29 protein-coding genes are annotated in these 26,886 nt (G+C 65.7%); 20 read left to right on the forward strand and 9 right to left on the reverse strand.

Annotation, left to right across the window (positions count from 1 at the left end):
• Positions 1–141: 141 nt before the first annotated feature.
• Complete coding sequence (locus WS66_RS34565) at positions 142–651, forward strand: hypothetical protein (protein WP_236873018.1); 510 nt, start codon at positions 142–144, stop codon at positions 649–651.
• Positions 652–1,204: 553 nt separating this feature from the next.
• Complete coding sequence (locus WS66_RS31050) at positions 1,205–2,386, forward strand: porin (RefSeq protein WP_059600934.1); 1,182 nt, start codon at positions 1,205–1,207, stop codon at positions 2,384–2,386.
• Positions 2,387–2,534: 148 nt separating this feature from the next.
• Here WS66_RS31050 and WS66_RS31055 read toward each other — a convergent pair whose 3' ends face one another.
• Complete coding sequence (locus WS66_RS31055) at positions 2,535–3,497, reverse strand: PDR/VanB family oxidoreductase (RefSeq protein ID WP_059600972.1); 963 nt, start codon at positions 3,495–3,497, stop codon at positions 2,535–2,537.
• Between the two features lie 374 nt (positions 3,498–3,871).
• Between WS66_RS31055 and WS66_RS31060 the strand changes: the two genes are divergently transcribed.
• Positions 3,872–4,666, forward strand: a complete 795-nt coding sequence (locus WS66_RS31060; RefSeq protein ID WP_059600936.1) for an SDR family NAD(P)-dependent oxidoreductase — start codon at positions 3,872–3,874, stop codon at positions 4,664–4,666.
• Between the two features lie 102 nt (positions 4,667–4,768).
• Entirely contained in the window at positions 4,769–6,283 is a 1,515-nt protein-coding gene (locus WS66_RS31065; protein WP_236873019.1) for an aldehyde dehydrogenase, read from the forward strand.
• A 102-nt stretch (positions 6,284–6,385) separates the two neighbouring features.
• Here the strand turns inward: WS66_RS31065 and WS66_RS31070 are convergent, their stop codons facing one another.
• The 6 genes from WS66_RS31070 to WS66_RS31090 form a co-directional block, all read right to left on the reverse strand.
• Entirely contained in the window at positions 6,386–6,649 is a 264-nt protein-coding gene (locus tag WS66_RS31070) for a hypothetical protein (RefSeq protein ID WP_059600938.1), read from the reverse strand.
• 6 nt (positions 6,650–6,655) lie between these two features.
• Positions 6,656–6,964 carry an aspartate/glutamate racemase family protein gene (locus WS66_RS31075; protein ID WP_335672071.1) on the reverse strand — a complete coding sequence of 103 codons (309 nt, stop codon included), beginning with the start codon at positions 6,962–6,964 and terminating at the stop codon, positions 6,656–6,658.
• On the reverse strand, positions 6,871–7,215 hold the full coding sequence (locus WS66_RS31080) for a hypothetical protein (RefSeq protein WP_059600942.1): 345 nt from the start codon (positions 7,213–7,215) through the stop codon (positions 6,871–6,873). The genes WS66_RS31075 and WS66_RS31080 overlap by 94 nt, the downstream gene beginning before the upstream one ends.
• Positions 7,216–7,260: 45 nt before the next feature.
• Entirely contained in the window at positions 7,261–7,383 is a 123-nt protein-coding gene (locus tag WS66_RS34705; protein WP_257792092.1) for a hypothetical protein, read from the reverse strand.
• 30 nt (positions 7,384–7,413) lie between these two features.
• Complete coding sequence (locus WS66_RS31085; RefSeq protein WP_059600944.1) at positions 7,414–7,869, reverse strand: nuclear transport factor 2 family protein; 456 nt, start codon at positions 7,867–7,869, stop codon at positions 7,414–7,416.
• A gap of 92 nt (positions 7,870–7,961) precedes the next feature.
• Positions 7,962–8,954 (reverse strand): AraC family transcriptional regulator, encoded by a 993-nt coding sequence (locus WS66_RS31090; RefSeq protein ID WP_082728910.1) that lies wholly within the window; start codon positions 8,952–8,954, stop codon positions 7,962–7,964.
• Positions 8,955–9,413: 459 nt separating this feature from the next.
• Here WS66_RS31090 and WS66_RS34570 point away from each other — a divergent pair, with 459 nt between their 5' ends.
• The 10 genes from WS66_RS34570 to WS66_RS31135 all read left to right on the forward strand — a co-directional run bounded on the left by WS66_RS34570 (position 9,414) and on the right by WS66_RS31135 (position 18,301).
• The gene (locus tag WS66_RS34570) at positions 9,414–9,587 is read left to right on the forward strand and encodes an alpha/beta hydrolase (RefSeq protein WP_236873020.1); all 174 of its coding nucleotides are present in this window, start codon (positions 9,414–9,416) and stop codon (positions 9,585–9,587) included.
• A 25-nt stretch (positions 9,588–9,612) separates the two neighbouring features.
• Positions 9,613–9,897 (forward strand): alpha/beta hydrolase, encoded by a 285-nt coding sequence (locus tag WS66_RS34575; protein WP_059600946.1) that lies wholly within the window; start codon positions 9,613–9,615, stop codon positions 9,895–9,897.
• Between the two features lie 125 nt (positions 9,898–10,022).
• A complete protein-coding gene (locus WS66_RS31100; RefSeq protein WP_059600949.1) occupies positions 10,023–10,643 on the forward strand; it encodes a TetR/AcrR family transcriptional regulator in 621 nt (206 codons plus the stop codon).
• A 202-nt stretch (positions 10,644–10,845) separates the two neighbouring features.
• Positions 10,846–11,733 carry an HpcH/HpaI aldolase/citrate lyase family protein gene (locus WS66_RS31105; protein ID WP_059600950.1) on the forward strand — a complete coding sequence of 296 codons (888 nt, stop codon included), beginning with the start codon at positions 10,846–10,848 and terminating at the stop codon, positions 11,731–11,733.
• A gap of 30 nt (positions 11,734–11,763) precedes the next feature.
• Positions 11,764–12,225, forward strand: coding sequence for a MaoC family dehydratase (locus WS66_RS31110; RefSeq protein WP_059600952.1), 462 nt, complete (start codon positions 11,764–11,766; stop codon positions 12,223–12,225).
• A gap of 25 nt (positions 12,226–12,250) precedes the next feature.
• Positions 12,251–13,417, forward strand: coding sequence for an acyl-CoA dehydrogenase family protein (locus tag WS66_RS31115; protein WP_059600954.1), 1,167 nt, complete (start codon positions 12,251–12,253; stop codon positions 13,415–13,417).
• A gap of 111 nt (positions 13,418–13,528) precedes the next feature.
• Positions 13,529–14,767 (forward strand): CaiB/BaiF CoA transferase family protein, encoded by a 1,239-nt coding sequence (locus WS66_RS31120; RefSeq protein WP_059600956.1) that lies wholly within the window; start codon positions 13,529–13,531, stop codon positions 14,765–14,767.
• A gap of 2 nt (positions 14,768–14,769) precedes the next feature.
• Positions 14,770–15,936: a CaiB/BaiF CoA transferase family protein gene (locus WS66_RS31125; protein ID WP_059600958.1), complete on the forward strand. Its 1,167-nt coding sequence runs from the start codon at positions 14,770–14,772 to the stop codon at positions 15,934–15,936.
• Between the two features lie 112 nt (positions 15,937–16,048).
• The gene (locus WS66_RS31130) at positions 16,049–16,735 is read left to right on the forward strand and encodes a nitroreductase family protein (protein ID WP_059600961.1); all 687 of its coding nucleotides are present in this window, start codon (positions 16,049–16,051) and stop codon (positions 16,733–16,735) included.
• Between the two features lie 69 nt (positions 16,736–16,804).
• Positions 16,805–18,301, forward strand: a complete 1,497-nt coding sequence (locus WS66_RS31135) for a class I adenylate-forming enzyme family protein (RefSeq protein WP_162499699.1) — start codon at positions 16,805–16,807, stop codon at positions 18,299–18,301.
• 12 nt (positions 18,302–18,313) lie between these two features.
• Here the strand turns inward: WS66_RS31135 and WS66_RS31140 are convergent, their stop codons facing one another.
• Positions 18,314–19,243, reverse strand: a complete 930-nt coding sequence (locus tag WS66_RS31140; protein WP_059600975.1) for a LysR substrate-binding domain-containing protein — start codon at positions 19,241–19,243, stop codon at positions 18,314–18,316.
• A gap of 112 nt (positions 19,244–19,355) precedes the next feature.
• Between WS66_RS31140 and WS66_RS31145 the strand changes: the two genes are divergently transcribed.
• The 6 genes from WS66_RS31145 (at position 19,356) to WS66_RS31170 (ending at position 25,251) form a co-directional block, all read left to right on the forward strand.
• Entirely contained in the window at positions 19,356–20,528 is a 1,173-nt protein-coding gene (locus WS66_RS31145; RefSeq protein WP_059600965.1) for an acyl-CoA dehydrogenase family protein, read from the forward strand.
• A 20-nt stretch (positions 20,529–20,548) separates the two neighbouring features.
• Entirely contained in the window at positions 20,549–21,298 is a 750-nt protein-coding gene (locus WS66_RS31150; protein ID WP_108064780.1) for an electron transfer flavoprotein subunit beta/FixA family protein, read from the forward strand.
• Between the two features lie 16 nt (positions 21,299–21,314).
• Entirely contained in the window at positions 21,315–22,247 is a 933-nt protein-coding gene (locus tag WS66_RS31155) for an electron transfer flavoprotein subunit alpha/FixB family protein (protein WP_059599767.1), read from the forward strand.
• A gap of 75 nt (positions 22,248–22,322) precedes the next feature.
• Positions 22,323–23,180, forward strand: coding sequence for an FAS1-like dehydratase domain-containing protein (locus WS66_RS31160; protein WP_059599766.1), 858 nt, complete (start codon positions 22,323–22,325; stop codon positions 23,178–23,180).
• Positions 23,181–23,190: 10 nt separating this feature from the next.
• The gene (locus tag WS66_RS31165) at positions 23,191–24,381 is read left to right on the forward strand and encodes a CaiB/BaiF CoA transferase family protein (protein WP_059599765.1); all 1,191 of its coding nucleotides are present in this window, start codon (positions 23,191–23,193) and stop codon (positions 24,379–24,381) included.
• A gap of 3 nt (positions 24,382–24,384) precedes the next feature.
• On the forward strand, positions 24,385–25,251 hold the full coding sequence (locus WS66_RS31170; RefSeq protein ID WP_059599764.1) for an HpcH/HpaI aldolase/citrate lyase family protein: 867 nt from the start codon (positions 24,385–24,387) through the stop codon (positions 25,249–25,251).
• A 145-nt stretch (positions 25,252–25,396) separates the two neighbouring features.
• Here the strand turns inward: WS66_RS31170 and WS66_RS31175 are convergent, their stop codons facing one another.
• The gene (locus WS66_RS31175; RefSeq protein ID WP_059599763.1) at positions 25,397–26,821 is read right to left on the reverse strand and encodes an MmgE/PrpD family protein; all 1,425 of its coding nucleotides are present in this window, start codon (positions 26,819–26,821) and stop codon (positions 25,397–25,399) included.
• Positions 26,822–26,886: the final 65 nt, after the last annotated feature.

Below are 26,886 nucleotides of genomic sequence, written 5' to 3' on the forward strand. Positions count from 1 at the left end.
GACAAAGATCGATGGACGATGCGACAGGTAACGCAGTTCATCGTGATTCGCTCATCGGGGAGCGTCAATGCGCAACCGCGGCCTGTTTCGTACGTTGGAAGGTCTGCAGCGTACGTTTTGGTGCCGCACGCAGGGCGCGTTATGCGCTGTTCGCTCAGCGTCGCGCGCCCGGCTTCCGAAGTACGGAATCGTCGCCCGCTCGCTATTGACGCTGAGGCACTCAAGCCGACACTGTTGGCACACCGCGTGGCGTGGTCGAAGACGGTGCCCTTTTCGACCGAGATGACGCGGTGCCGGAACAAACGGGCCGACCTGGCTCATTGCAGGGCTCAGACAATGCAGAAGCAACGAATCGAGGATCGTGGATCGAGCATGACAGTCGCGCGTGCGCGCGCGAGAGAAAACGCCAATGCGGAAGATGCCGCGCTGTGGCGATGGTTCGCCGCTTTGCTCGACGAGCGGCGAATCCGCTGGTGTCACAGCGGGCGCGGATGGCTGGTGAGTGTCGACCATCGTCACGTCGCCACCGGCATGCAGTTCGATCAGGCGATGCGGATCGCCAAGGAAAACGTCGAGAGCAGCGGCACGCGCCGCATCGACGCGGCGTCGACGTCCGACGGATCGGGAAGAAAGATTCATCTCGTGAAGTAACGGAGTCTCGATCCTGCCAGCGCATCATCTCCCTAGGAATCTGCATCATGAGGGTCTGTTTACATATGGGACGCTCATGCGCTACCACAAGAACGGCCGTTCGCGAGGCGCGCGACGCGGCGAGTGGCCATTCTCGCGGCAACCCCTGACTCCAATTTCATTTCACGGGAATGCCCGAAATCGCCCGTAGGGCGGTGTCACCCGGCGCCTCTTTGGCACGGCCAAACGGCGCTCCTCACCAAATTTAAACAGACCCAAGCCACACTCACGTGCGCGATCGATCGCGACCGACATCGCGATCGAACCATCCGCCTGCGGCTTTACCCTTAAGGGTCTCCACGCTGTCCACGACGCATCGCGCGATACTCCTTTCACTGCACGGAATGGGATTACCCGACCGATTGACCGTGATATCGACCACGCATCTAATCGACCGAACGTTGCGGCAATCGAGCAATTCTCGTCTTATCAATTAGTTTTCCATATCAATTGATACCTATGCCGGCCGCGACGTCACGACACGTACATTCAGAAGAAACTTTGGAGATAGTCAATGAAAAGGACGATTGCGCTTTGCGCAGCGGTGGGTTGCGTCGGCGGTACGGCACATGCGCAGAGCAGCGTACAGTTGTACGGGATTATCGACGAGGGGATCAACTACGTCAGCAACGCGTCCGGCCATCATTTGTATAGCCTCGCGAGCGGCGTGCTGAACGGCAGCCGCTGGGGGCTGCGTGTGAACGAGGACCTTGGCGACGGCTACGGCGCGATCGCGGTGCTGGAGAACGGCTTCGATCTCAATACCGGCAAGCTCGGTCAGGGCGGCCTCGAATTCGGCCGGCAAGCGTATGTCGGCCTTTCCGGCCCGTACGGAAAGGTCACGCTCGGACGTCAGTACGATTCCGTCGTCGATTCGGTCGGCCTGCTCGAAGCGGGCGATCAGTGGGGCGGCTATCTCGCCGCCCATCCGTCCGACAACGACAACTTCAACAACACCAACCGCGTCAACAACGCGATCAAGTACACCAGCCCTGTCTTTCATGGCTTGACGGCGACCGCGCTCTACTCGCTGGGCGGGGTGTCGGGGCATACGGGCCGCAACCAAATCTGGTCGGCCGGCGCCAGCTACACGAACGGCCCGCTTTCGATGGGCGCGGGTTATCTCAACGTACGCAACCCGAACACGTCGTTCTATGGCGCGGGCGGCACCGTCGCCGCGACCGTCAACGGCGTGCCGGGCTCGAACTTCGGCGCGTCGCCGGTGATTTCGGGTTACGCGTCGGCGCACACGTTGCAGGTGATCGGAACGGGCGCGGCCTATACGATCGGCTCGCTGACACTCGGTGCGACCTATTCGAACACGCAGTTCCGCCATCTCGGCGATACCACGTCAGGCCCCGTGCCGGCCGGCGGCATCAGTGGCACCGCGAAGTTGAACAACGCCGAACTGAACGCGAGATACCAGATCACGCCGGCCTTCATCGTGGGCGCGAACTACGTGTATACGAAGAACAGCGGCGCCGATGCGACCGGCGGCGCGCACTACAACCAGGCATCGTTCGGCGCCGACTACTTCCTGTCAAAACGCACCGACGTCTACCTCGTCGGTACGTATCAGCGTGCCAGCGGAACCGATTCGACCGGACGCGGCGCGGTCGCGTCGATCAACCAGTTGACGCCGTCGACGTCCAATCATCAGATCGCGCTCCGCGTCGCGATGCGGCACAAGTTCTGATGCGCCGCGACGACTTCGGTCGTCGTATCGAAGCGCCGCGCTGCACGCATCCGCCGGAAACCTCACGGTGGATGCGTGCAGTGCGGCCGCTATTTTTCGTTCACCGCGACGACGTCCCGCAATCGGCCGTCGACGGCAATCCTCCCCGCTACAGATCCAGAACCAGCCGCGCCGATTTCGACCGGGAGCAGCACGGCATGAACTGGTCGTTCGCCGCGCGCTCCTCGGCGGTCAGGCAATGATCGAAATGCTCGGGCTCGCCCGCGAGCACGCGGGTCGCGCAAGTTCCGCACAGGCCCTGCTCGCACGACGTCTCAATTTCGATGCCGGCATTTTCGAGCGCCCGCACGACCGATTCGTGCTTCTCAACGACGATCACCCGGCCCGAACTCGCGATCTGGACTTCGAACCGCCCATCCTGTTCCGTCTGCCGCGCTTCGGCCGCGAAAAACTCGTAATGCAGTTGCGCTTGCGGCCATCCGTTCGCACGCGCGCTCGTCAGCACTGCGTCCATGAAGCCTTTGGGTCCGCACACATACAAATGCGTGCCGGGTTCGGGAGCGGCGAGTCGCGCCGCGATATCGAAGCGCTGCTCAGCCGCTTCGTCGTCGAAATGAAGCTGCACGCGGCCAGCATATGGCGCGCGCGAGATGTGACCGAGAAACGCCGTGCGCGTGCGCGAACGCGTGCAGTAATGCATATCGAACGACGCATCGACGCGTGCGAGCCGTTCCGCCATGCACAGGATCGGCGTCACGCCGATGCCGCCGGCGAGCAGCAGGCTGTGCTTCGCGTCATGCACGAGCGGGAAATGATTCTTCGGCACGCTGATCGCCAGCGTGTCGCCGACCTTCACGTGATCGTGCATGCCGGCCGACCCACCGCGCGAGTTCGGATCGCGCAGAACGGCAATCCGGTATCGATGGTTCTCGTCGGGTGCATTGCACAGCGAGTACTGGCGCGTCGGGCCGCCGGGAACGGCCACATCGATATGTGCGCCGGCCGAGAACGGTGGCAGCGACCTGCCATCCGCGCGAACCAGCTCGAAACTGCAGATGTCGGCGGCTTCGTCGTGTCTCGCCGCGACGCGGACCGTCAGTCCGTCGATCATGTTCACCACCTCTTCGCCCTAGATGCGGCGATTACAAAGGCGCGTCTGACATGTGTCAATTCGGCGTCTTTCGACGTTCCGTACTTCGGGGACCTGCGTTGCTGGCGACAATCGAAGCCTCAGGGCGCTTGCACATTCACGCGTGTGCCGGTTCGAGCGCTCGCGGCTACATCACGCGCAGACAATGCGACTGCGTACGATCGCGCAAGAAATGCGAACGCTGCAGCATGGTACGTGCGACAGCGTCCGCCTAAGATGGGCACGCGACGCCTTCCGCCGGCGCAGCGCTTGCCGCTTGTCGTTTGCGACTCACTGCACGGAACGAACGACCGCGACGCGCCGACAGAATCGACCATACAAAGCAAGGAGACATCATGCAGATCACGCTGGACGGCAAGCTTGCCGTCGTGACCGGCGCCGCGCAGGGCATCGGCCATGCGATCGCGAAGCGGCTCGCACAATGCGGCGCTCAGGTCGTCGTCAACGATCTCGACGAGCGGCGAATTGCAACCGCCGTCGATGCGATCCGGGCCGCGATCCCCGGCGCAACGGTGCGCGGCGCGGCCGCCGACCTGTCGTCCGCCGCCGGCTGCAACCGCCTCGTCGAACAGGTGCCCGACTGCGACATCCTGGTGAACAACGCGGCCATCTACGAGACCGCCGACTTCTTCGAGATCCCGGACGCGACCTGGCAGAGGTATTTCGAGCTCAACATCATGTCCGGGGTCCGGTTGTCGCGGGCCTACTTGCCGAACATGGGCGCGCGCGACTGGGGGCGCGTCGTATTCATCAGTTCCGAGTGCGGGATCAGCACGCCGCCCGACATGCTGCATTACGCGGTTACCAAGACGGCGCTCTTCGGCCTGTCGCGCGGCCTCGCGAAACGCATGTCGGGCACCGGCGTCACGGTGAACGCGGTCCTTCCGGGCCCGACGCTCAGCGAAGGCGTCGTGGATTTCCTCGAAGCGGAAATCCGCCATACCGGCAAGACGATCGAGGAACAAGGCGCGGAACTCGTCAAGGCGCTGCGCCCGTCGTCGATCACGCGACGCTTCGCGTCGGTCGACGAAGTGGCGAACCTTGTGCTCTACACGTGCTCGCCGCTCGCGTCGGCGACGACCGGCGCCGCGCTGCGGGCAGACGGCGGCGTCGCCGACACACCGATCTGAGCGGCGGACAGCCGTTCCGGCTACTCACGAACTGGCGCGACGCCATCACGCCGGCGCCCGGTGTGCTTTCACGAACCACGCATGACCTGACTGGAGTACCGAATGTCGAACGCCTCACAACACGCGATGACGAATGACACATCATTGCGCCGCTACGAGCATCTCTATATCGACGGCACATGGGTGAAACCGATCGACGGCGAGCTGGCCGAAAGCATCGATCCGGCAACCGGCCGCCCCTGGGCGATCGCGCCGATGGGCGGTCCGCAGGACATCGATCGCGCGGTCGCCGCGGCGCGCGCCGCATTCAACGGCCCGTGGCGCCGCATGCCGGGACACGAACGCGCGGCGCTGCTACGCCGCCTCGCGGAGCGCTTCAGCGCTGCGGTTCCCGAACTGGCGATCATCGAGTCGCGGGATAACGGCAATCTCGTGCGCGAGCATCGCGCGAGCCTGGCTGCGCAGGTGCAGTGGTATCAGTGGTTCGCGTCGCTGGCCGACAAGGCGCAAGGCACGACCATCCCGATTGACGACAGCGTCCACGCGTTCACGACGCGCGTGCCGATCGGCGTGGTGGGCGCGATCATCCCGTGGAATGCGCCGCTGCTCGCCACCTGCCTGAAGATCGGCGCCGCGCTCGCGGCCGGCTGCACGGTCGTCGTCAAGCCGGCCGAGCAAACGCCCGTGTCGGCGCTCGAGCTCGCGCGCCTGATCCACGAAGCAGGCTTTCCGCCCGGCGTGTTCAACGTGGTGCCCGGTTATGGGCGCACGGCCGGCGCGCATCTGGTCAGGCATCCGGACGTCGACAAGATCTCGTTTACGGGCGCGAGCCAGACCGCCAAACAGATGGTTCGCGACGGCGCCGACAACCTGAAGCGCTTCACGTTCGAACTCGGCGGCAAGGCGCCGCATATCCTGTTCGCGGACGCCGACCTCGACAACGCGATCAACGCCGCCACCGCATCCGCGTGGCGGCTGACCGGGCAAAGCTGCGCGCTCGGCTCGCGCGTGCTCGTCGAGCGGTCGATCTACGAGCGCGTCGTCGACGCGTTCTGCGCGCGCGCGAAGTCGGTGCGCGTCGGCATGCCGTCGATCGATACGAATCACATGGGCCCGCAGTCGCATCAGGCGCAGCTCGACAAGACGCTGTCGTACATCGAGATCGGCAAGCAGGACGGCGCGGAACTCGTCGCCGGCGGCCATCGTATCGCGACGCCCGAGCTCGCGGCCGGCTACTTCGTTGAGCCCACCGTATTCGCCGGCGTCACGAACCGGATGCGCGTCGCGCGCGACGAGATTTTCGGCCCGGTGGCCTCGCTTATTCCATTCGACGGCGAAGACGAGGCCGTCGCGATCGCCAACGACACACCCTATGGCCTGACGGCAGGCCTGTGGACGCGCGACGTCGGCCGCGCGCATCGCGTATCCGGCCGTATCGACGCGGGCATGGTGTGGGTCAATACCTACTCGTTCCTGCGCTGGTCGACGCCGTATGGCGGTTTCAAGGCCAGCGGCTGGGGACGCGAAAACGGGATCGACGCGCTTGACCCATATCTGGAAACCCGCACGACGGTGATCAGCACCACCGGGCAGTTTCCGAACCTGTATGCGGACTGAACGGGTGTCGTGTCGGCGATGCGCGGCCTCACCGTCCGCGCATCGCTCTGGCACAACCCGTGCGTATCTGCGAAGAATCGGCGGCGAATCGCCGCCGGTGCGTCAAGCGACGAGTTTCTTCCCCATTGCCTGAAGTTCTTCGAGGAGGTAGGCCGGCGTCGTTCTATACGCGCCGGTCACGGCCTCCGACTTGGTCAGGCCGAGGCTTCTGCGGAGGTCGACCATCGCTTCGGCCAGTTTCACCATCGCCGCCGGCCCCATGATGACCGGCACGCCCGTGTCGCGCACCTCGCGATAGCCAGCCAGCCCCAGCAACGCGCCGCCGGGGTTGCAGCCGCACAGCACGGTATCGGCTCCGTCGCGCACGCACGCCTAGGCGGCCTCGTCGAACATCTCGATCCAGCGCTCGGGCCGCCCTCTGGCCGCGTCGACGATCGCCAGCCAGCACGACGGATCCAGCGCGCGCACCGGCCGGTCGCGAATCGCGCGATGCTCCCAGCCGTGCTGGCGGATATGCGCTTCGAACGGCTCGATGAATGTCGGCGCGATCGTGACCCATGCGAACCGCTTGCCGACCAGTTGCGCCATCAGCATCGTCGATTCCGCTCCGCCCAGTACCGGCATCCTGACCGTCTGACGGCACTCCTGCGAATACGCGTCGATGATGCAGACGCCGGCCAGTGCCGCATCGAATCCTTCCCGCTCGGCATGACGACCCGGTTGACGACCTGTACCTTCGTGACGGCGCGCGGGTAGATCAGGTTGTTCGCAAACGAACGCGGCGCTTCGTCCATGTAGCGCAGCGTGATCTCGGTATCGGGCCTGGCAACCTGATGCGCGAACTTCAGCATCGCCGCATAGGTTTCGGTGACGCCCTCGAAGTCCGCGTCGTTCGCGCGATTTTCGGCCTGCCACAGTATTCTCGTTTCCATCGTTCTCCTCCTTTTACCGCACTGGATAGCTGAAATCCGGGCGAACTACGCGAGCGCATCCGTCATCGTCGCGGCATTCGACCATTTGACGACCTGTTCGAGCGAATGCCTGCACAGGACCTCGCTCTCGTTGAAATGAACGACCGGCTTCGCGCCCGGCGCCGTCACGACTGCCCTCTTCGCCCGCGGATTACGCCGTCACCCGCCGATGTTTTCCTTGAAGACCGGGCTGACCGTGCCGAAGCTGGAAAATTTCAGATACGTCGTCTTCCATACCCCGGCGATTCTCGCGAACCTGAATGCATAGGTTCCCGAAAGCAGCTGCAGTGTGCCGTCGTCGATCTGCCGGTAATAGATCACGTCGGTGACCGCCGTCGCGCGATCGCCATCGATCTCGATCAGCGGATTGGTGATGTGATGGTGGCACTTCGGCACCTCACGCCAGACCTTGTGGACCAGTTGCCGGATCCCGTCGATGCCGGCGGTCTGTCCGCGCGGCAACTCATAGATGCCGTCATCCGCCCAGATGCTAATGAAGAGGCCTTCGTCGTGCTTGTCGATGCCGTGACAGTATTTCGACATCAAGGTGCGGATCGCGTCGGTATCGACGAGTCGCCGCAGTGCTGCGTCGAGGCTGGAATCGCTGGAGGTCATGCCGGTTGTCTCCCGTTACAGGCTAATACGTGCCCGGACAGAGGCCGGGTACGGTTTCCGATACACATGTTTGCGTCGCGAAGCGCGACTATCTAGATCGGACACAGCGTCATGTTATTTTTGCCCGGCTGCTCGGACCTATCGCCGCCGTGCGCTTCTGTTTCGAGATCGTACGGATTGGCCGCTCGCGCCTGGCGGCGATACTGCGTCGGCGAGCAACACATGGTTCGCTTGAACGCGGTGCAAAATGCGCTTTCGGATTCATAGCCGAGCGAGAACGCGATCGATGCGATGGTCTCGTGCCCGTCGCGCAGTCGGTCGGCCGCGATCAGCATTCGCCAGCGCGTCAGGTAGTGGATCGTGGTCGCGCCGACGAGGCGCTTGAAGCGCTGCGCGAAGATGGTTCTGGACAGCCCGGCGATGCGCGCCAGTTCTTCGAGCGTCCAGTGGCGCGCGGGCTCCGCATGGATCGCACTGATGGCCGCGCCGATCCGCCGGTCGGACAGCGCCATGAACCATCCAGCGGGCGTGGCCGCCAGATGAAGACGCAGCACCTGCACGAGCATCAGGTGCAGCAGGTGGTTCGACACCAGCCCCCCGCCCGGCTGCGGGTCGCGCAGCTCGGCGGTCAACTGGTCGAGCGACCAGCGCAACACCTCGGCCTGGCTCGACGCGCGCGGCACGCTGACGAGCGGCGGCAGCGCATCGAACGGCAGCGCGGCATGGTTGCCCGAGAACGCGAAGAATCCGCTGATCAGCAATACGTCGCCGCCGCCGCCGTGAACCGCGATGCCGTCGCGCGCGACCGCATCCATGATCGCCGTCGGATCCTGCGGCTCGATCGCGAGGTTGGTGGACAACACGATGCTGCGCCGGCTGTTCAGCAGGAAGCAATCGCCCTTCTCGATGCGGACCGGCTGCGCAACGCCTGCGACCACAGCCCAGCATGCGCCCTGCAGCACAGCGGCGAACTTGATTCCCTCATATTCCGGAAACGCGAACGACCACTCACCCGCCGCGTCGAGTCCGGCATAGAACTGGCTGTGCGGTTTCAGCCGCGCAAGCACATCCGAGAGCGAGTCCATAGGCAATCAGTCCGTGAACGATGACCGGCGCGCCGTCCGTCGGACCACGACGGACCTGCATCGGCTGTCTCCTGGCGGCAACGCCGGTGCAGGCGGATGCGACGCTGAATATGTTCTAGTGTCCGCCGGCGACGATCGACGCTCGCCCGGCGGCGGTCGCGGAGCGGTGTCGAAGCCGGCAACGGCGTCGCGCGCGGCCGGACGCGATGTGAGGCAGCCTCGTTCTGTCGCGAACCCAAGTCAATTCGCGCGGCGATTTCGTTCCGTACTGTGGATGTCGCGTGCACCGTGGCAGTGGCGGCGCACCGAGCACGGTGCAAGCAGCGAAACGCACTCGCACCGCATCTGTAAGCCGCCCCTTAACACTGAAGTCGATTTTGCGCGGTATATCCGAATCAATTTCTTGCCTGCCATGGCATCACGTCACTTCACTGCCATCCACCATAGGAGTTACCCGTCATGCAGAAAGTCAACTTCAGGAACCTGAACGGCCAGGGCATCACGACGGCCACGGTCATCCACGTCCCGGCCGGTTTCGATTCGAAGGCGAAGTATCCGACCGTTGTCGTCGCGCATCCGGGCGGCGGTGTGAAGGAACGGACGGCCGGGCTCTACGCGCAGAAGCTGGCCTAGCACAGTCTCGTGGCGGTCGCGTTCGATGCGTCTTATCAGGGCGAAAGCACCGGCGAGCCGCGCCAACCAGATCATCACGTACGACGCGTATAACAAGGCCGCAGCGTTCCTCACGCAGCCGCTGCAGATCGTCGCCGGCAGCGTCGCGGGTAGCAAGTGGATGAGCGACGACCTATTCGCGCGCGCCGCCAGCGCCGACAAGTGCTTCCATGTGGTCGAAAGCGCGAACCACACGTCGCTGTACGACGTGCCGCAATACGTCGACGAGGCCGCCTCCGTGCTGGCGTCGTTCTTCGTCGGCACGCCGTAATGCGGCGCGCATCCGATGCGCGCCTGCTCGATAACCGTGTGAATCCCGAACGAACGGCCCGCTCGACGTCTAACTAACTACTGTTAGTATGTCGATATGATTCACCATCGGCAGACTCCAGGGGCATGGCAAAAAGACCGAAGTCGAACTCCGTCAATCCGTGCGAGACACGGGAATCGCTGATCCGATTTGCCGCCCGCACGTTCGGCACGCAGGGCTATTCGGCCACGACGATGCGCAATATCGCCGATCAGGCCGGCATCGAGGCCGCGAGCATCTACTACCACTTTCCGTCGAAGGAAGAACTGGTCGAGGCGGTAATGGAGCAAGGTGCGGCGCACATCGTCCATCATCTGAACGAACACCTCGACGCGCTCAGCCCCGACGCGACGGCCGAGCAGCGGTTCCGGGCCGCCGTGCTAGGGCAGATGCGCGGCCTCGTCATTCACGGCGATTTCGCCGTCGCGCACGGCCGGCTGCTCGGCCAGTTGCCCGATGCGATCCGCGAGCGGCAGGTGGCTCGGCGCGAGCATCACCAGACGCTCTGGAACGGGCTGCTGGAAGATCTGCGTGCCGAAGGCAGCCTGCGCGAAGACGTGGACATCCCGCTCGCGCGAATCCACATCCTCGGCAGCATCAATTCGATCCAGTCGTGGTTCAACCCGCAAAAAGGCTCGCTGGAACGGATCGCCGACCAACTCTGCACGATGTTCCTCTGCGGCGTGGGACCGTCGTCGCGGCCCTGATTACGCCGAGCTGCACGCACCGGACAACGCCACACGCCGCCCTCGCGCCCGCGGCCGGCGTGTCCCGCGACGCATCACAGCGATCCGATCTCGGTATAAACCCCAATGACGGTCTCGGCATTTGCGCATCAAACTAACTATCAGTTGTTAGGTAATGCCTCACGGTAAAGCAGCCGATTCCATCAACAAGGCCGAGACAGTCATGACGACGCAGATGAAACCGATCCGTTCCTTCCTTTTCGTTCCGGGCAACAAGCCGACCTGGATCGAGAAGTCCATCCAGTCCGGGGCCGACGCCCTGATCCTCGATCTCGAGGACAGCGTGCCGCCGGCCCAGAAAGTCGAGGCGCGCGAAATCGTCCGGTCCAAGCTGGGCTGGCTGGCCGAGCAGCAGCAGCGCATCTGGGTGCGCATCAACCGCAGCGCACATCTGTACGACTTCGACGACATCCTGGCGATCGTGAACCCGGTGGTCGAGGGCATCGTGATTTCCAAGCCGTGCGGACCGGAAGACATCCATACGGTCGCGTCGATGCTGGCCGAAGCGGAGTACCGCGCCGGCATCGAGGTCGGTCATACCAAGGTGATCCCGCTGCTGGAAACCGCCCGCTCGCTGCAGCTCGCGTATGAAATCGCGCAGCACGAGCGAGTACCCGCGATCGTGGGCGCGACGGCCAAGAACGCCGACGTGGCGCGCGCGCTGAAGACCGTCTGGTCGCTCGAGGGCCGCGAAACCCAGTTCCTGAAGTCGCGCATCGTGATGGCCGCACGTGCGGCCGGCAAGCTGCCGATCGGCGGCGTCTGGCAGCAGGTGCACGACCTCGACGGGCTGAAGATCTCGTCGGCAAACGACCGTCAGTTGGGCATGAGCGGCGAGCTGGTGCTGCATCCGTCAAACGTCGAGATCGTCAACCGCACCTACAGCCCGACCGAAGAGGAAGTCGCGTTCTACCAAGGCATGATCGACGCGCTCGACAAAGCCCAGGCCGAAGGCCGCGCGTCGTGCATCTACGACGGCGAACACATCGACATCGCGCATGCGAAGACGGCGCGCGAAATCATCGCCCTCGCGCAGTCGTTCAACCGCTGATCGCTCAACCCATACCCCAGGAGACAGAAAATGGCAGGCCTTTACTTCGAAGAATTCAAGCCCGGCATGGTGATCGAGCATGCGATCCGCCGCACGGTGACCGAGACCGACAACGTGCTGTTCTCGGCGATGACTTACAACTGCGCGCCGCTGCACATCGACGCCGAATACAGCAAGAACACGATGTACGGCCAGCGCCTCGTGAACAGCATGTTCCTGCTTGCGCTGGTAGCCGGCATCACCGTGTACGAGACGACGCTCGGCACGACGCTCGGCAATCTCGGCTTTGGCGAGATCGCGTTCCCGAAGCCGACCTTCCACGGCGACACGATCCGCGTCGAAACGGAGATCGTCGACACGCGCCTGTCGAAGAGCCGCAAGGATTCGGGCATCGTCACCTTCAAGCACGTCGCGCGCAACCAGCGCGACGAGATCGTGTGCACCGCCGTACGCACGGGCCTGATGATGCTGCGCCCCGCCTCCCACGCTTGACCTCGTTCCCGCAGGAGATCCGAAAATGGACTACCAACTGAGCGCCGACCAGGTCGCGATCGTCGATGCGGCGCAGAAGATCTGCGCGGACTTCCCGCTCGAATACTGGCGCAACAAGGACAAGAACCACGAATTCCCGCATGAATTCTTCGCGGCCGTCGCGAGCGGCGGCTGGCTCGGCATCTGCATGCCGGAGGATGTCGGCGGCGCTAACCTGGGCGTCACGGAGGCGGCGCTGTTCATGCGCACGGTCGCCGAATGTGGCGGACAGGCGGCCGCGTCGACCATCCACATGAACATTTTCGGGCTGCAGCCGGTCGTGCACTTCGGCACGGACGCGCAAAAGAAGGCGTGGCTGCCGCCGTTCGCGCGCGGCGAGCACAAGGCCTGCTTCGCGGTCACCGAGCCGGACACCGGCCTGGACACGACCAAGCTGAAGGTGGTCGCGAAGAAGCAACCCGACGGCAATTACCTGCTTTCGGGCAAGAAGGTCTTCATCTCGACCGCCCAGGTGGCCGATCACATGCTGATCCTCGCGCGCACCACGCCGATCGAGGAAGTGAAGAAGCACAGCGAGGGCCTGAGCCTGTTCTACACGAAGCTCGATCGCAAGTACGTCGATATCCGCGAGATCGACAAGCTCGGCCGCGCGGCGGTCGATACCAACGAGCTGTTCATCGACGACATGCCGGTGCCGAAGGATGCGCTGATCGGCGAGGAAGGCAAGGGCCTGAGCTACATCTTCCACGGTATGAACGCGGAGCGCGTGCTGGTGGCCGCCGAGCAGATCGGCATCGGCCGCGCGGTGCTCAAGCTCGCGACGCAGTATGCGAAGGAGCGCGTCGTGTTCGGCCGCCCGATCGGCCAGAACCAGGGCGTCCAGCATCCGCTCGCGCGCAACTGGGCAGAACTCGAAGCGGCGAACCACATGATCTTCGCGGCCGCCGACCTCTACGACAAGGGGCTGCCGTGCGGCTCGGAGGCGAACGCGGCTAAGCTGCTGGCGTCCGAGGCGTGCATGAACGCGTGCCAGACGTCGATTCTCACGCACGGCGGCTTCGGCTACGCGAAGGAGTATCACGTCGAGCGGTTCATGCGCGAGGCGTGGATCGGCTACATTGCCCCTGTCACCCCGCAACTCATTCTGTCGAACATTGCCGAGCGCAAGCTCGGCTTGCCGAAATCGTACTGAAGCCGGCAACTCGCCGGCGTTTCCCTAACCGGGAAACGCCGGTTGTCGAACCGGCATAAAGAAATGTCTGCGGGCGGCGCCCCGGTCGCGCGCCCGTTTCAGGAGACAAGCATGTCAGCTGCAAGACCGTTGGAAGGGATCCGAGTGCTCGATCTGACCGTAGCCCTGGCCGGCCCCTATGGATCGCTGCTGCTGGGCGGCATGGGCGCGGAAGTCATTCGGGTCGAATCGCCCGGCGGGGGCGACATTGCGCGTAACAATCCGCCGTATGTCGGCAGGAACGGCGTCCACTTCGGCGTCAAGGGCGACGACGAGGTGTCGCTGACTATCCTCAATCGCGCACGCAACAAGAAAAGCATCACGCTCGACCTGAAATCGGCACAGGGCAAGGCGCTGTTCATGGAGCTGGTCAAGGAATCGGACGTGGTGATCGAGAACGCCAGCGAAGGCGTCACCACGCGACTGGGCGTCGACTACGACAGCGTGCGCGAGGTCAATCCGAAGATCATCTATGCGTCGATCAAGGCGTTCGGCGAGCCGAGCCCGTACAAGAACCTGAAGGGCATGGACATCATCGTGCAGGCGCTGTCGGGGATCATGGACGTGACCGGCTTCGCCGACGGCCCGCCGACCCGCTCGGGTCTGCCGATCGCCGACCTGATCGCGCCGCTGTACGCCGTCAACGGCATCCTCGCTGCGCTGATCCACCGCGGCCGCACCGGCGTGGGCCAGTGCGTGCAGGTGTCGATGCTCGACTGCCTGTCGTCGCTGGTGGCAGAAGAGCACTTCGACGTATTCCTCAAGCACGGCTATTCGAAGCGCTCGGGCAATTTCCAGGACCGGCTGGTGCCGTTCGGCGTCTATGCCACGCGCGACGGCCACGTCGCGATGGTGGCGTTCCAGCCCGACTGGTTCCGCAACCTGATGGAAGCCGTGGGGCGGCCCGAGATCGTCACGGACCCGCGCTACGCGACGCGCGGCCCGCGCATGAAGCATGCGGCCGAGATCAACGCGCTCATCGAAGCGTGGACGAGCCGGCACAGCACCGCGGAAGTCATCGACGAACTGCAGATCAAACGCGGCGTGCCGGCCGCACCCGTGCGCTCGCCGCTCGACGTCTTGAAGGACCCGGTGCTGCAGGAACGCGGCGCCGTTGTGCGGCTCGAGCACCCGGGGCTGGCCGACGTCGACGCGATGGGCATGGGACTGCCGATCAAGCTGTCGCAGACGCCGGTGCAGTTCGACCAGCCGGCGCAGGAACTCGGCGCCGCCAACGACGAGATCTACCGGGGGCTGCTCAAGCTGCCCGAGGATCGCCTGCAACAGCTGCGCGACCAGGGAGTGATCTGACCATGTCCGCTGCGCCATCCCGCCACGGCCCGCTCGCGGGCATCCGGATCGTCGAGATCGCGGGCATCGGCCCCGGCCCACTGGCCGCAATGTTTCTGGCCGATCTCGGCGCGACCGTGATCCGCGTCGACCGCAAGGAGCCGTCGGGGCTCGGCGCCCCGCGCCCCGTCGAATTCGACCTCGGCCTGCGCAACCGCAAGTCGGTGCGTGTCGATTTGAAAGATCCCGCCGCCGTCGAGATGGTGCTGGAACTGATCGAGCAGGCCGACGGGCTGATCGAGGGCTTTCGCCCCGGCGTGATGGAGCGTCTCGGCCTCGGTCCCGAGCCCTGCCTCGCGCGCAATCCACGCCTCGTATACGGGCGCGTGACCGGATGGGGGCAGGACGGCCCGCTGTCGCAGGTGGCCGGGCACGACCTGAACTACATTTCGGTCACCGGCGCGCTGCATGCAATGGGCCGCGTCGGGCAGCCGCCGACGCCGCCGCTCAACGTGCTGGGTGACTATGCGGGCGGCTCGCTGTACCTGGCCTTCGGGCTTCTCGCGGGCATCCTCGAAGCGCGCGGCTCCGGGCGCGGCCAGGTGGTGGATGCCGCGATGGTCGACGGTGTGGCGTCGATCATGACGGTGACGATGGGCCTGCATGCGGCCGGCATGCTCGACAAGGCGCGCGGCACGAACCTGCTCGACACCGGCGCGCCGTTCTACGAGGTGTATGCGTGTGCCGACGGCAAGTACGTCAGCGTCGGGCCTATCGAGGGAAAGTTCTACCGGCTGCTGCTCGAACAGCTCGGGCTGCAGGACCATCCGCAGTTGCAGGCGCAGATGGACCGCGCGCAATGGCCTGCAGCGAAGCAGATACTCGCCGCGAAATTCCGCGAGCGCACGCGCGACGAGTGGGCACTGCTGCTCAGCCCTCTCGACGTTTGCGTGGCGCCCGTGCTCGACTTCGACGAAGCGCCGAACCATCCGCACGTGAAGGCGCGCGGCACGTTCGTCGAACTGGACGGCGTCACGCATCCGGCGCCCGGCCCACGCTTTTCGCGCACGCCCGCTGCGCGGCCGGCCCCGCCCGCTGCGCCGACCACCGACAACGCGATCGCCGCGCTGCGCGACTGGCTGCCCGACGCGCGCATCGAGGCGTTGCGCGCGCAGCAGACTTTCATCTGATGCGGGCCAGCAACGTCACGCGCTGACGCCGGCGCATTGCTCGCTGCAGCTTTCCGCCTGCGCCCGTCGCGCCTCGAAGCGCCGGCGGGGCAACTGGCAAGGATCTGACGACATGACATCGCCCCGCCTCGATCTCGCCGCGCTGGATCGCCTGACGCGCGGCCGCTCCACCTGCCGCGCGTATCGGCACAAGGCCCTGGCCCCCGAACTGATCCGCAGCATCGTCGGCATGACCGGCAGTTCGGCGTCGTGGTGCAAAGTACAGCCATGGCAACTGGTCGTCACCGAAACGCCGGAAAGCATCGAGCGCTTTCGGCAGGCACTGATGCAGCGCGTCAACGAGCATCCGGACAACGAATCGGACCTGCCGTTCCCGGCGAGCTACGAAGGCATCCATCGCGAATGCCGGCGCGGCGCGGGCCTCGCGCTCTACTCGGCGCTCGGCATCGGCCCGAAGGACAGCGAGCGCAGCGCCGAGCAGGCCTTGCGCAACTTCCGCCTGTTCGACGCGCCGCACGTGGCGATTGTCACTGTGCCGGCGGAGTTGGGCCCGTATGCGCTCGTCGACGCGGGCGGCTTCGTGTCGTCGTTTCTGATCGCGGCCCATGCGCACGGCGTGGCCACCACACCGCGTGGCGCGCTAGCGCGCCACGCGCGCTTCGTGCGCGAGTATTTCGGCATTCCCGACACGCAGCACATGATCTGCGGCATTTCGTTCGGCTATGCGGAAGGCGCGCACCCGGTCAACCAGTTCCGCACCACGCGTAGCGCCGTAGACGACCTGATGCGCTTTGCGTGAGCCCGCCGTTCGCGTATTGCGCGAGCGCTGCGGTGCGCGCATCGTATGCGAGGACAAGGAGAATCGAACATGGCCGCACGCATTCACGAACTACTGGATCGCTGGTTGTCCGAGGCGCCCGCGCGCCCCTTCATCCATTTGCCCGACCGCAGCCTCACCTACGCGGACGTCGGCGCGCTGGCCGACCGGCTCGAACGCGAACTGCACGCCGACGGCGTACGCCGCGGCGACCGCGTGCTGGTGGTAGCCGAAAACTGCCCCGAACATGCGGCGCTGCTGATCGCGTGCAGCCGTATCGGCGCATGGTCGTGCGGCGTCAATGCGCGCATGGCGCCGGGCGAGGTCGACGCGTTCGCCGCCAAGGCCGACGCGCGCGTGCTGTATTTCACGTCGGGCATTTCATCGGCGGCCGGCGCGCATGCGGCGCGGCACGACGCCCGCCCGTCGTGCGTGAACGGTCTCGCGCGCAGCGCCGTGCACGCGGCGGCGCGGCCGGAGCCGGAGCCGCTGGCGAGCGACGTGGCGGCCATCATCTTCACGTCCGGAACCACCGGCGCACCCAAAGGCGTGATGATGACGCACCGCGGCGTGCTGCATTTCGCGCGCGTGTCGGCCGAATCGCGCGCGCTCGGCCCCGACGACCGCGTCTATGCGTATGCGCCGATGACGCACATCTTCGGCCTCGGCACCGTGCTGCTTGCGTCGTTGCATGCGGGCGCGGCACTGGAAATGCGCGCGCAGTTCGAGCCGGCGGAGCTGTTCGACGCAGTGGCACGGCGGCGCGTGAGCCAGGTGCAAGGGCCGCCGACGCTGTTCTCGCGGCTGCTGCGGCATTGCGCGGAACATCGCATCGCCCGCCCCGACACGCCCTGCCTGCGCTATCTGTACGCTGGAGCCGGCCCGCTCGACATCGCACTCAAGCAACAGGTCGAGGCGCTGTTCGGGCAGACGCTGCATCACGGCTACGGGCTGTCGGAATACGCGGGCTCGCTGCATGCGACGCGCCTCGGTGAAGCCCGCGCCGATACCAGCGCGGGCTACGCGTTCCCGGGCGCCGAGCTGCGCATCGTCGATCCGGCCGACGGCCGCCCCCTGCCGGCCGGCAAGCGCGGCGAAATCTGGCTGCGCGGCGTCGGTCTGATGCCCGGCTATTTCCGCGATCCGCAGGCCACGGCCGACGTGATGCGCGACGGCGGCTGGTATGCGTCGGGCGATCTGGGCGAACTGCACGACGACGGCGCGCTGTTCATCGTCGGCCGGCTCAAGGAGATGATCGTCCGCTCCGGGTTCAACGTGTATCCGGGCGAAGTGGAACAGGCGCTCAACCGCTTTCCGGGAATCCTGAACTCGGCCGTCGTCGGGCAGCGGGAAGCGGACGGCAACGAGGCCGTCGTCGCGTTCGTCGAACTGGATGCCGCGCGGCCGCTGGACGAAACCGCGCTGGGCCTGTATCTGCGCGAACAGCTTGCGCCGTACAAGCACCCGGGCCGCATCATTCCCGTCGACGCACTGCCGTTCAACAGCAACGGCAAGCTCATGCGGCGGCAGTTGCTGGAACGACTGTAGGCCGCGGCCGCACTACCCGAGCCAGCGCGCATCGCGCCAGTGGCCCTCGTCGAACGTGGTTTTCACGCAGTCGAGCAGCACGCCGACCACGCAGCGTACCGGCGCCGTCGCCTGTCGGCTGCTGGGCGCCGCCAGCACGATCGTGCGCTTGATGCCCGGTGCAGCGAGCGGCGCCGCGCTCAGGATGCCCTGCTCGACCTCCCGCGTGACGCCGACCGCCGGCAGGATCGTCCAGCCGTGGCCTTGTGCGACCAGTTCCTTCTGCACGCTCAGCGCATTGGTTTCGGCGAAGACCTGCAGCGTCACGCCCGCCTCGGCCACCGCGTGCTCGATCGCAGCGCGCAGGCCCTGCGGCGCGGAAGGCAGGATGAACGGCTCGCGCGCGACCCGTTCGAGCGGCAACGGCCGCTTGTGCGACAGCCCGGCCGACGGCGCCGCGACGGCCCACAGGCTCTCGTCGATCAACGCCTTGACGTGCAGCGCGGGCGTCTCCTTCTGCCCGTACAGCAGCGCCGCATCGACGTCCCCCGCTTCGAGCCAGTCCTGCAGGTGCCCCGCGTAGCCGATCGTGAGCCGCAGTCGGATGTGCGGGTAGCGCCGCGCCACCTCGCCCGCCAGCCGCGTGGCGAGCAGGTCCGACGTGCTGGCCAGCAGCCCGATGCTGACGATGCCCGCCACCGGCCCGTCGGTCGGCTGGATCTCTGCCTTGGCCCGCGCCACTTCGTTGAGGATGCGGCGTGCGTATTCGAGCATCGTCCTGCCCGACGGCGTGAGCTGCATCCCGTGGCGGCTGCGGTCGAACAGCTCCGTCCCCATGTCCTCTTCGAGCAGGCGCAGCTGGCGCGACACGGCCGGCTGCACGAGATTCAACAGGCCCGACGCACGGGTGACGTTGCCCGTTTCGGCCACGGTGACGAACGCGCGCAGTTGCTTGAGATCCATCGCGGACACCTCGATGCCGAAAACTGATTCGGCAATCAAAAAATTCTATTGTTTAAGAAATCCATCAAAACTTATTATGGACTCAACCCATGCCAATGACGAGACACAATTCATGAGCGCCTCCGTTTTTTCCGCCCCCGACCAGTACCAGGAAATCCGCGACGCGGTACGCGGCCTGTGCAGCCAGTTTCCGGCCGAATACCACCGCAAGATCGACGAGGCGCGCGGCTACCCCGAAGCGTTCGTCACGGCCCTCACGCAAGCCGGCTGGCTGGCCGCGCTGATTCCGCAGGAATACGGCGGCCCGGGCCTGTCGATGGCCGAGGCGTCGGTAATCATGGAAGAGATCAACCGCTCCGGCGGCAATTCGGGCGCGTGTCACGGCCAGATGTACGTGATGAACACGATCGTGTTCAGCGGCACCGAAGCGCAGAAGCAGCGCTACCTGCCGCGCATCGCGGCGGGCGAGCTGCGTGTGCAGTCGATGGGCGTGACCGAGCCCACCACCGGCAGCGACACCACCAAGCTCAAGACCACGGCCGTGAAGAAGGAGGGCCGCTGGGTCATCAACGGCCAGAAGGTGTGGATCTCGCGCGTGCAGCACAGTGACCTGCTGATCCTGCTCGCGCGCACCACGCCGCTCGATCAGGTGCAGAAGAAGAGCGACGGGCTGTCGTGCTTCATCGTCGAGCTGGACAAGGCGATCGGCAACGGCCTCACGGTGCGGCCGATCCTGAATATGGTCAATCACGAAACGAACGAGCTGTTCTTCGACAACCTGGAGCTGCCTGAAGACGCACTGCTCGGCACCGAAGGCAAGGGGCTGAAGGTGATCTTCGACGGCCTGAACGCCGAGCGCACGCTGATCGCGGCCGAGTGCATCGGCGACGGCTACTGGTTTCTGGAGAAAGCGCGCGACTATGCGGTCGAGCGCAAGGTGTTCGGCCGCCCGATCGGGCAGAACCAGGGCATCCAGTTTCCGCTCGCCGAATCGTTCATCGAGCTGGAGGCCGCGAACCTGATGCGCTGGCGCGCCTGCGAGAAGATCGACGCGCGCCAGAACGCCGGGGTCGAGGCCAACATGGCCAAGTACCTGGCCGCGAAGGCAAGCTGGGAAGCGGCAAATGCGTGCCTGCAGACGCACGGTGGCTTCGGCTTCGCCTGCGAATACGACGTGGAGCGCAAGTTCCGCGAAACGCGCCTGTACCAGGTCGCGCCGATTTCCACCAACATGATCCTGGGGCATGTGGCCGAGCACGTGCTGCAGCTGCCCCGTTCCTACTGATTCCCGAAGGATTCCTTTTCATGAAGATTCTCGTACCCGTCAAGCGCGTAGTCGACGCGAACGTGAAGGTCGGCGTGAAGTCCGATCAATCCGGTGTCGACATCGCGAACGTGAAGATGTCGATGAACCCGTTCGACGAAATCGCGGTGGAAGAAGCCGTGCGCCTGAAGGAAGCGGGTGTGGCGACCGAAGTGATCGCGGTGTCGGTCGGTGTAACGCAAGCGCAGGAAACGCTGCGCACGGCGCTGGCGATCGGCGCGGATCGCGCGATCCTCGTCGAGTCGAACGACAGCGTCGAACCGCTGGCCGTCGCGAAGATCCTGAAGGCGCTGGTCGACAAGGAACAGCCGCAACTCGTGATTCTCGGCAAGCAGGCGATCGACGACGATTCGAACCAGACGGGTCAGATGCTGGCCGCGCTGGCGGGCCTGCCGCAAGCGACGTTCGCGTCGAAGGTCACGATCGCCGAGGGCCGCGCCACGGTTGCGCGTGAAGTCGACGGCGGCGCGGAAACGCTGTCGCTTCAACTGCCGGCAGTCATCACGACCGACCTGCGCCTGAACGAGCCGCGTTACGTGACGCTGCCGAACATCATGAAGGCGAAGAAGAAGCCGCTGGAAACCGTGAAGCCGGAAGACCTGGGCGTGGACGTCACGCCGCGTCTGAAGACACTGAAGGTGGCCGAGCCGCCTAAGCGCGCGGCCGGCGTGAAGGTGCCGGACGTGAAGACGCTGGTCGAGAAGCTGAAGACCGAAGCCAAGGTGCTGTAAGAGGGAGCGGAAAGAAATGACGATTCTGGTGATTGCAGAACACGACAACGCGTCGATCAAGGCCGCGACGCTGAACACGGTGGCGGCGGCAGCGAAGATTGGCGGCGACATTCACGTGCTGGTCGCGGGCCACAATGCGCAAGCGGCAGCGGACGCAGCCGCGAAGATCGCAGGCGTGTCGAAGGTACTCCTGGCCGACGCGCCGCAACTCGAAGCGGGCCTCGCGGAAAACGTCGAAGCGACCGCGCTGAACATCGCGAAGGATTACTCGCACATCCTCGCGCCGGCCACGGCCTACGGCAAGAACATCGCGCCGCGTATCGCCGCGAAGCTCGACGTCGCGCAGATCTCGGACATCACGGCGGTCGATTCGGCCGACACGTTCGAGCGCCCGATCTACGCGGGCAACGCGATCGCGACGGTGCAGTCGAGCGACCCGATCAAGGTCATCACGGTGCGTGCGACGGGTTTCGATCCGGTTGCTGCGGAAGGCGGCAGCGCGTCGGTCGAGAAGATCGAAGCGGCGGCAGATGCAGGCAAGTCGCAGTTCGTGAGCCGTGAGGTGACGAAGCTGGATCGTCCGGAGCTGACGTCGGCGAGCATCATCGTGTCGGGCGGCCGCGGGCTGGGCAGCGGCGAGAACTACACGAAGGTGCTGGAGCCGCTGGCCGACAAGCTGTCGGCAGCGCTGGGCGCGTCGCGCGCGGCAGTCGACGCCGGCTACGTGCCGAACGACTACCAGGTCGGCCAGACCGGCAAGATCGTCGCGCCGCAGCTGTACATCGCGGTCGGTATCTCGGGTGCGATCCAGCATCTGGCCGGCATGAAGGATTCGAAGGTGATCGTCGCGATCAACAAGGATCCGGAAGCGCCGATCTTCAGCGTGGCCGATTACGGCCTCGTCGGCGACCTGTTCGCGCTCGTGCCGGAACTGGTCAACGAACTCTGACGGGAATGGCTGCAAGCGGCCACGCGGACGCTTGCAGCCTTCACAACGCTTCACATTTCGAGAGCGCGAAACGACATGAGTGTCGAGCAACCCGAATCATTCGACGCCTGGATCGGCCGCAGCGAAGAAAGCGCAGACCGGCTCACCCACGCGCCGATCCACCTCCTGCGAGCCACGCTGGATTACGCGGATGCGTCCGAACTGCCGGCCGCCCTGCCGCCGCTGTGGCACTGGCTGTACTTCCTGCCCGGCGAGCGCCAGTCGAATATCGGCGTCGATGGTCATCCGCGGCGCGGCGGTTTCCTGCCGCCGGTTGCGCTGCCGCGCCGCATGTGGGCCGGCGGACGGCTGCAGTTCCTGCGCCCGCTGACCGTCGATGCGCCCGTGCGGCGCCGATCGACGATCACGAACGTGCAAAGCAAGTCAGGCCGCAGCGGCCAGCTCGTTTTCGTGACCGTACTGCACGAAATCAGCGACGCACAAGGCGTAGCGATCCGCGAAGAACAGGACATCGTATACCGCGACGCACCACCGCCCACGTCGGCCGGCGCACCGGCACCGGCTCCACTGCCCGCGCCGGCCGACGAGCAATATTCGCGCATCGTCAAGCCCGACCCGGTGCTGCTGATGCGTTTTTCCGCACTGACCTTCAACGGTCACCGGATTCACTACGACCGCCCGTACGCGATGCGGGAAGAAGGTTATCCGGGCCTCGTGGTGCACGGCCCGCTGATCGCGATGCTGCTGCTGGAGGAACTGCGCCGCACGCACCCCGACAAGACCGTTCACCGCTTCGAGTTCAAGGCCGTCGGCCCGTTGTTCGACACTGCGCCGTTCGCCGTGAACGGCAAGCTCGAAGGTCATGCCGCCCGCCTGTGGGCGCGCGGCCCGCAAGGACAGCTGGCCATGCAGGCCAGCGCCGAACTGGAATAGCACTACGACCATGCAAGCTCGAAAAGGCCCCCTGAGCGGGATGACCGTCGTCACGCTCGAACACGCGATCGCCGCGCCCTTCTGCACCCGCCAGCTCGCCGACCTCGGCGCGCGCGTCATCAAGGTGGAGCGCCCCGGCGTCGGCGATTTCGCGCGCGCCTACGATCACCGTACGCGCGGACTGGCGTCGCATTTCGTCTGGACCAACCGCTCGAAGGAAAGCCTCACGCTGGACCTGAAGCACCCGGATGCGCAGGACGTGCTCGGCGAGCTCATCGCCCAGGCCGACGTGCTGGTGCAGAACCTCGCGCCTGGCGCGGCCGCGCGCATGGGCTTGTCGTTCGATGCGCTGCACGCGAAGCACCCGCGGCTGATCGTCTGCGACATCTCGGGCTATGGCGCCGATGGCCCCTACCGCGACAAGAAAGCGTACGACCTGCTGATCCAGAGCGAGGCGGCATTCCTGTCGATCACGGGCACGGCCGACGAGCCCTGCAAGGCCGGCAACTCGATCGCCGACATCGCGGCGGGCATGTATGCGTACACGGGTATCCTCAGCGCGCTCCTGCAGCGCGGCGTCACGGGCATCGGCTCGCACGTGGAAATTTCGATGCTCGAGGCGCTGGCCGAGTGGATGGGCTTCCCGATGTACTACGCGTACGACGGCCAGCAGCAGCCGGGCCGCAACGGCGCCGCGCATGCGACCATCTATCCGTATGGCCCGTTCAAGGCCGGCGACGGCCGCGTCGTGATGCTCGGCCTGCAGAACGAGCGCGAATGGAAGACGTTCTGCGACGTCGTGCTGCGCAACCCGGCGCTTGCGACCGATCCGCGCTTCGACGCCAACGTGCACCGCTCGGAACACCGTGCGGAACTGAAGACCGTGATTGAACAGGCGTTTTCCGCACTCACCGCGCAGGACGTGATCGCGCGGCTCGACGAAGCGCAGATCGCGAACGCCGCCGTGAACCAGATCGGCGATCTGTGGACGCATCCGCAACTGCACGCGCGCCAGCGCTTTCGCACGATCGACTCGCCGGCCGGCGAGCTGCAGGCGCTGTTGCCGCCCGCCACGATCGACAGCTTCGACGCGCGCATGGATGCGGTGCCCGCGCTGGGCGAACACAGCGCGTCTATCCTGCACGAACTCGGACGCACCGACGCCGATATCGAACAACTGCGCGCCGCCGGCGTGATCTGAGCCATGTCCAAGCCCCTCTCCCCCGTCCATCACGCGCGCAGTCTGCTGTTCGTGCCGGCCACCCGCCCCGAGCGCTTTGCGAAGGCGCTCGATTCGGGCGCCGACTGCATCATCGTCGACCTCGAGGACGCCGTCAGCCCCGACAGCAAGGACGACGCACGCGCACGGCTTGCGCAGCACCTGCCGTTGCTGACGGCCGAGCAGCGTACGCGCACCGTCGTGCGCGTGAACGCGGTCGGCACGCCGTGGCACGATGCGGACATCGCGCTGCTGCGCGACTGGGCCACGCAACGCGTGGTGGTGATGCTGCCGAAGTCCGAGGATGCGGGCGCGCTGCGCAAGGTTGCGGAGCAACTCGGCGAGCATGCGCAACTCGTCGCGCTGATCGAATCGCTGGCCGGGCTCGATGCGGCCGATGCGCTGGCACGCGACCCGCAGGTCGTGCGTGTCGCGTTCGGGCATCTGGATTTCCAGCTCGACCTCGGCATGCGCGCGACGCCCGACGAGCCGGAGCTGGCCTTTGCGCGCAATGCGATCGTGGCCGCGTCGCGTCGCGCGCAGTTGCCCGCGCCGATCGACGGCGTGACCACGCGCACCGACGATGCCGAGCGCCTGACGGCCGATGCGCGGCGTGCGCGCGCGTTCGGTTTCGGCGGCAAGCTGTGCATCCACCCGGCCCAGGTCGCCGGCGTGAACGATGCGATGGGCTATTCGGACGAAGAGCACGCGTGGGCACGCCGCGTGATCGACGCAGCCGCGAATCATGGCGGCGCGGCCTTCAGTCTCGACGGCCGCATGGTCGATCTGCCGGTGATCCGCGCGGCCGAGGCGATCGTAGCGAGCGCGCGGAAATCGGCGCGACCGGCCTAGCAGTTCGCAGGCGACGGCCCGGAATCCGCAGGCCGATGCAAAAAACGGGCGACCGCCGGTATTCCGGCGCCGCCCTTTTGTCTTGCATGGTCTTGAACCACAGGCGTGCCCGGAACGCACACGCCGCCCTGGACAGCCGCTCCGCTCAGCCCTCGACCGCCCACATCGCAGTCAGCTCCGCCGCCTTCGTCGCTGGGTTCAGCTCACGCAGCGCGACGAGCAGTGCGCGCGCCCGTTCGGCGCCCAGCACGTCGGTGGTCAGGTCCATGAACTTCGCATCCTGCTCGGGTTCCGACATCGGATTCGTGTCGGTGCCGATCGGGTCGCCGACGAACACGTGCTCGGTGCGCCCGTCCTTGAACGTGACGGTCACGTCAGCGACAAACTTGCCGGGATGCTGCTTCTCCAGCTCGGGCGCCTCGCTGATGCGGATGCTGCGCGCGATGTCGATCACGGGCGCCATGTCGACCTTGCCGGCCAGGTAGTCGCGGTGGACCGGATAGCCGTTGCCCTTGCCGAGCAGCGTGAACGCCGCCTGGATCGGCAAGCTGAACTGCACGTGCTCGATGTTCTTCGGCATGTACGCGTTGACGTTGGCCGTGCCGACGACGACGTTGAAGTGCGGCGTGATTTTCAGATGGATGTCTGCGATCTCGTCTCGGCGCGTCGCGAATGGCCGCAGCGCGTCGATGTACGCGTGCGTGCAGTAGCACGCACAATACGCCTTGAGCCACACGGTGCCGATCTCGAACGGCCGGTCCACGTCGAAGCGCCGCTCGGCGTTTTCGCCAGCCGAGCGTTGCAGGAAGGTGCGAAAGAAGCCCTTGTTGCCGCTCAGGAACGCGCGGGGGCCGGAGATGCCCGCTTGTGCCATGTCGGCCGCCGCCATCCCGTTGCGCGTGCCGATGCCCGCATGAATGCGTTTGATGGAGCCGCCGGTCGACGTGTATTCCGTCGTGCCCGACACGTGACTCAGCGCGATTGCCAGCGCGTGCAGCGTCGTCTCGGCGTCGAAGCCGCGCAGCTTGGCCGCCACGGCCGCCGCGCCGAAATTGGACAGCGTGGCGTGCGGGTGATAACCGCGCTGCAGCAGTTCGGGGGCGGCGAGCAGGCCGATGCGCGCATAGACTTCGTAGCCGGCAACCATCGCGACAATGACCTCCTCCAGCGACGCGCCGAGTTCCTCACCGATCGCGAGTGCGGCCGGAATGACGCAGCTGCCGGGGTGGCTGTAGCTGGGGCCGTGCGCGTCATCGTATTCGAAGCCGTGCCCATACGAACCGTTGACAAACGCGGCATCGGCCGCGCTCATGGTCAGCGCCGACGCGCTCACGCGGCTTCGGCCCGGGCGCTGCCCGGCCCTCGCATAGGCGAGCAGTTGCTCGGACCACGGCAGTTTCGAAATGCCAACCTGCAGCGCGATCTGGTCGCGCATCAAGCGGTTGACGCCGGCCAGCGCGCGTGCGTCGAGGTGCTCGTATTTCAGCCCCTGGATGAAACGCACTACCGCTTGTTCGAGCGGCGGGCAGTTGTCCGGCGCAACGGGCCGGGTCTCGCGGGTCACGGTCATGAAAGTCTCCTGAATGATCGAATGGTGAATGGCACGGCTCGCAAGCCGGCCACGACAGGTCATGC

Origin of the sequence: Burkholderia sp. LA-2-3-30-S1-D2 (assembly GCF_001523915.2) — a bacterium.
Lineage (GTDB): Bacteria > Pseudomonadota > Gammaproteobacteria > Burkholderiales > Burkholderiaceae > Burkholderia > Burkholderia diffusa.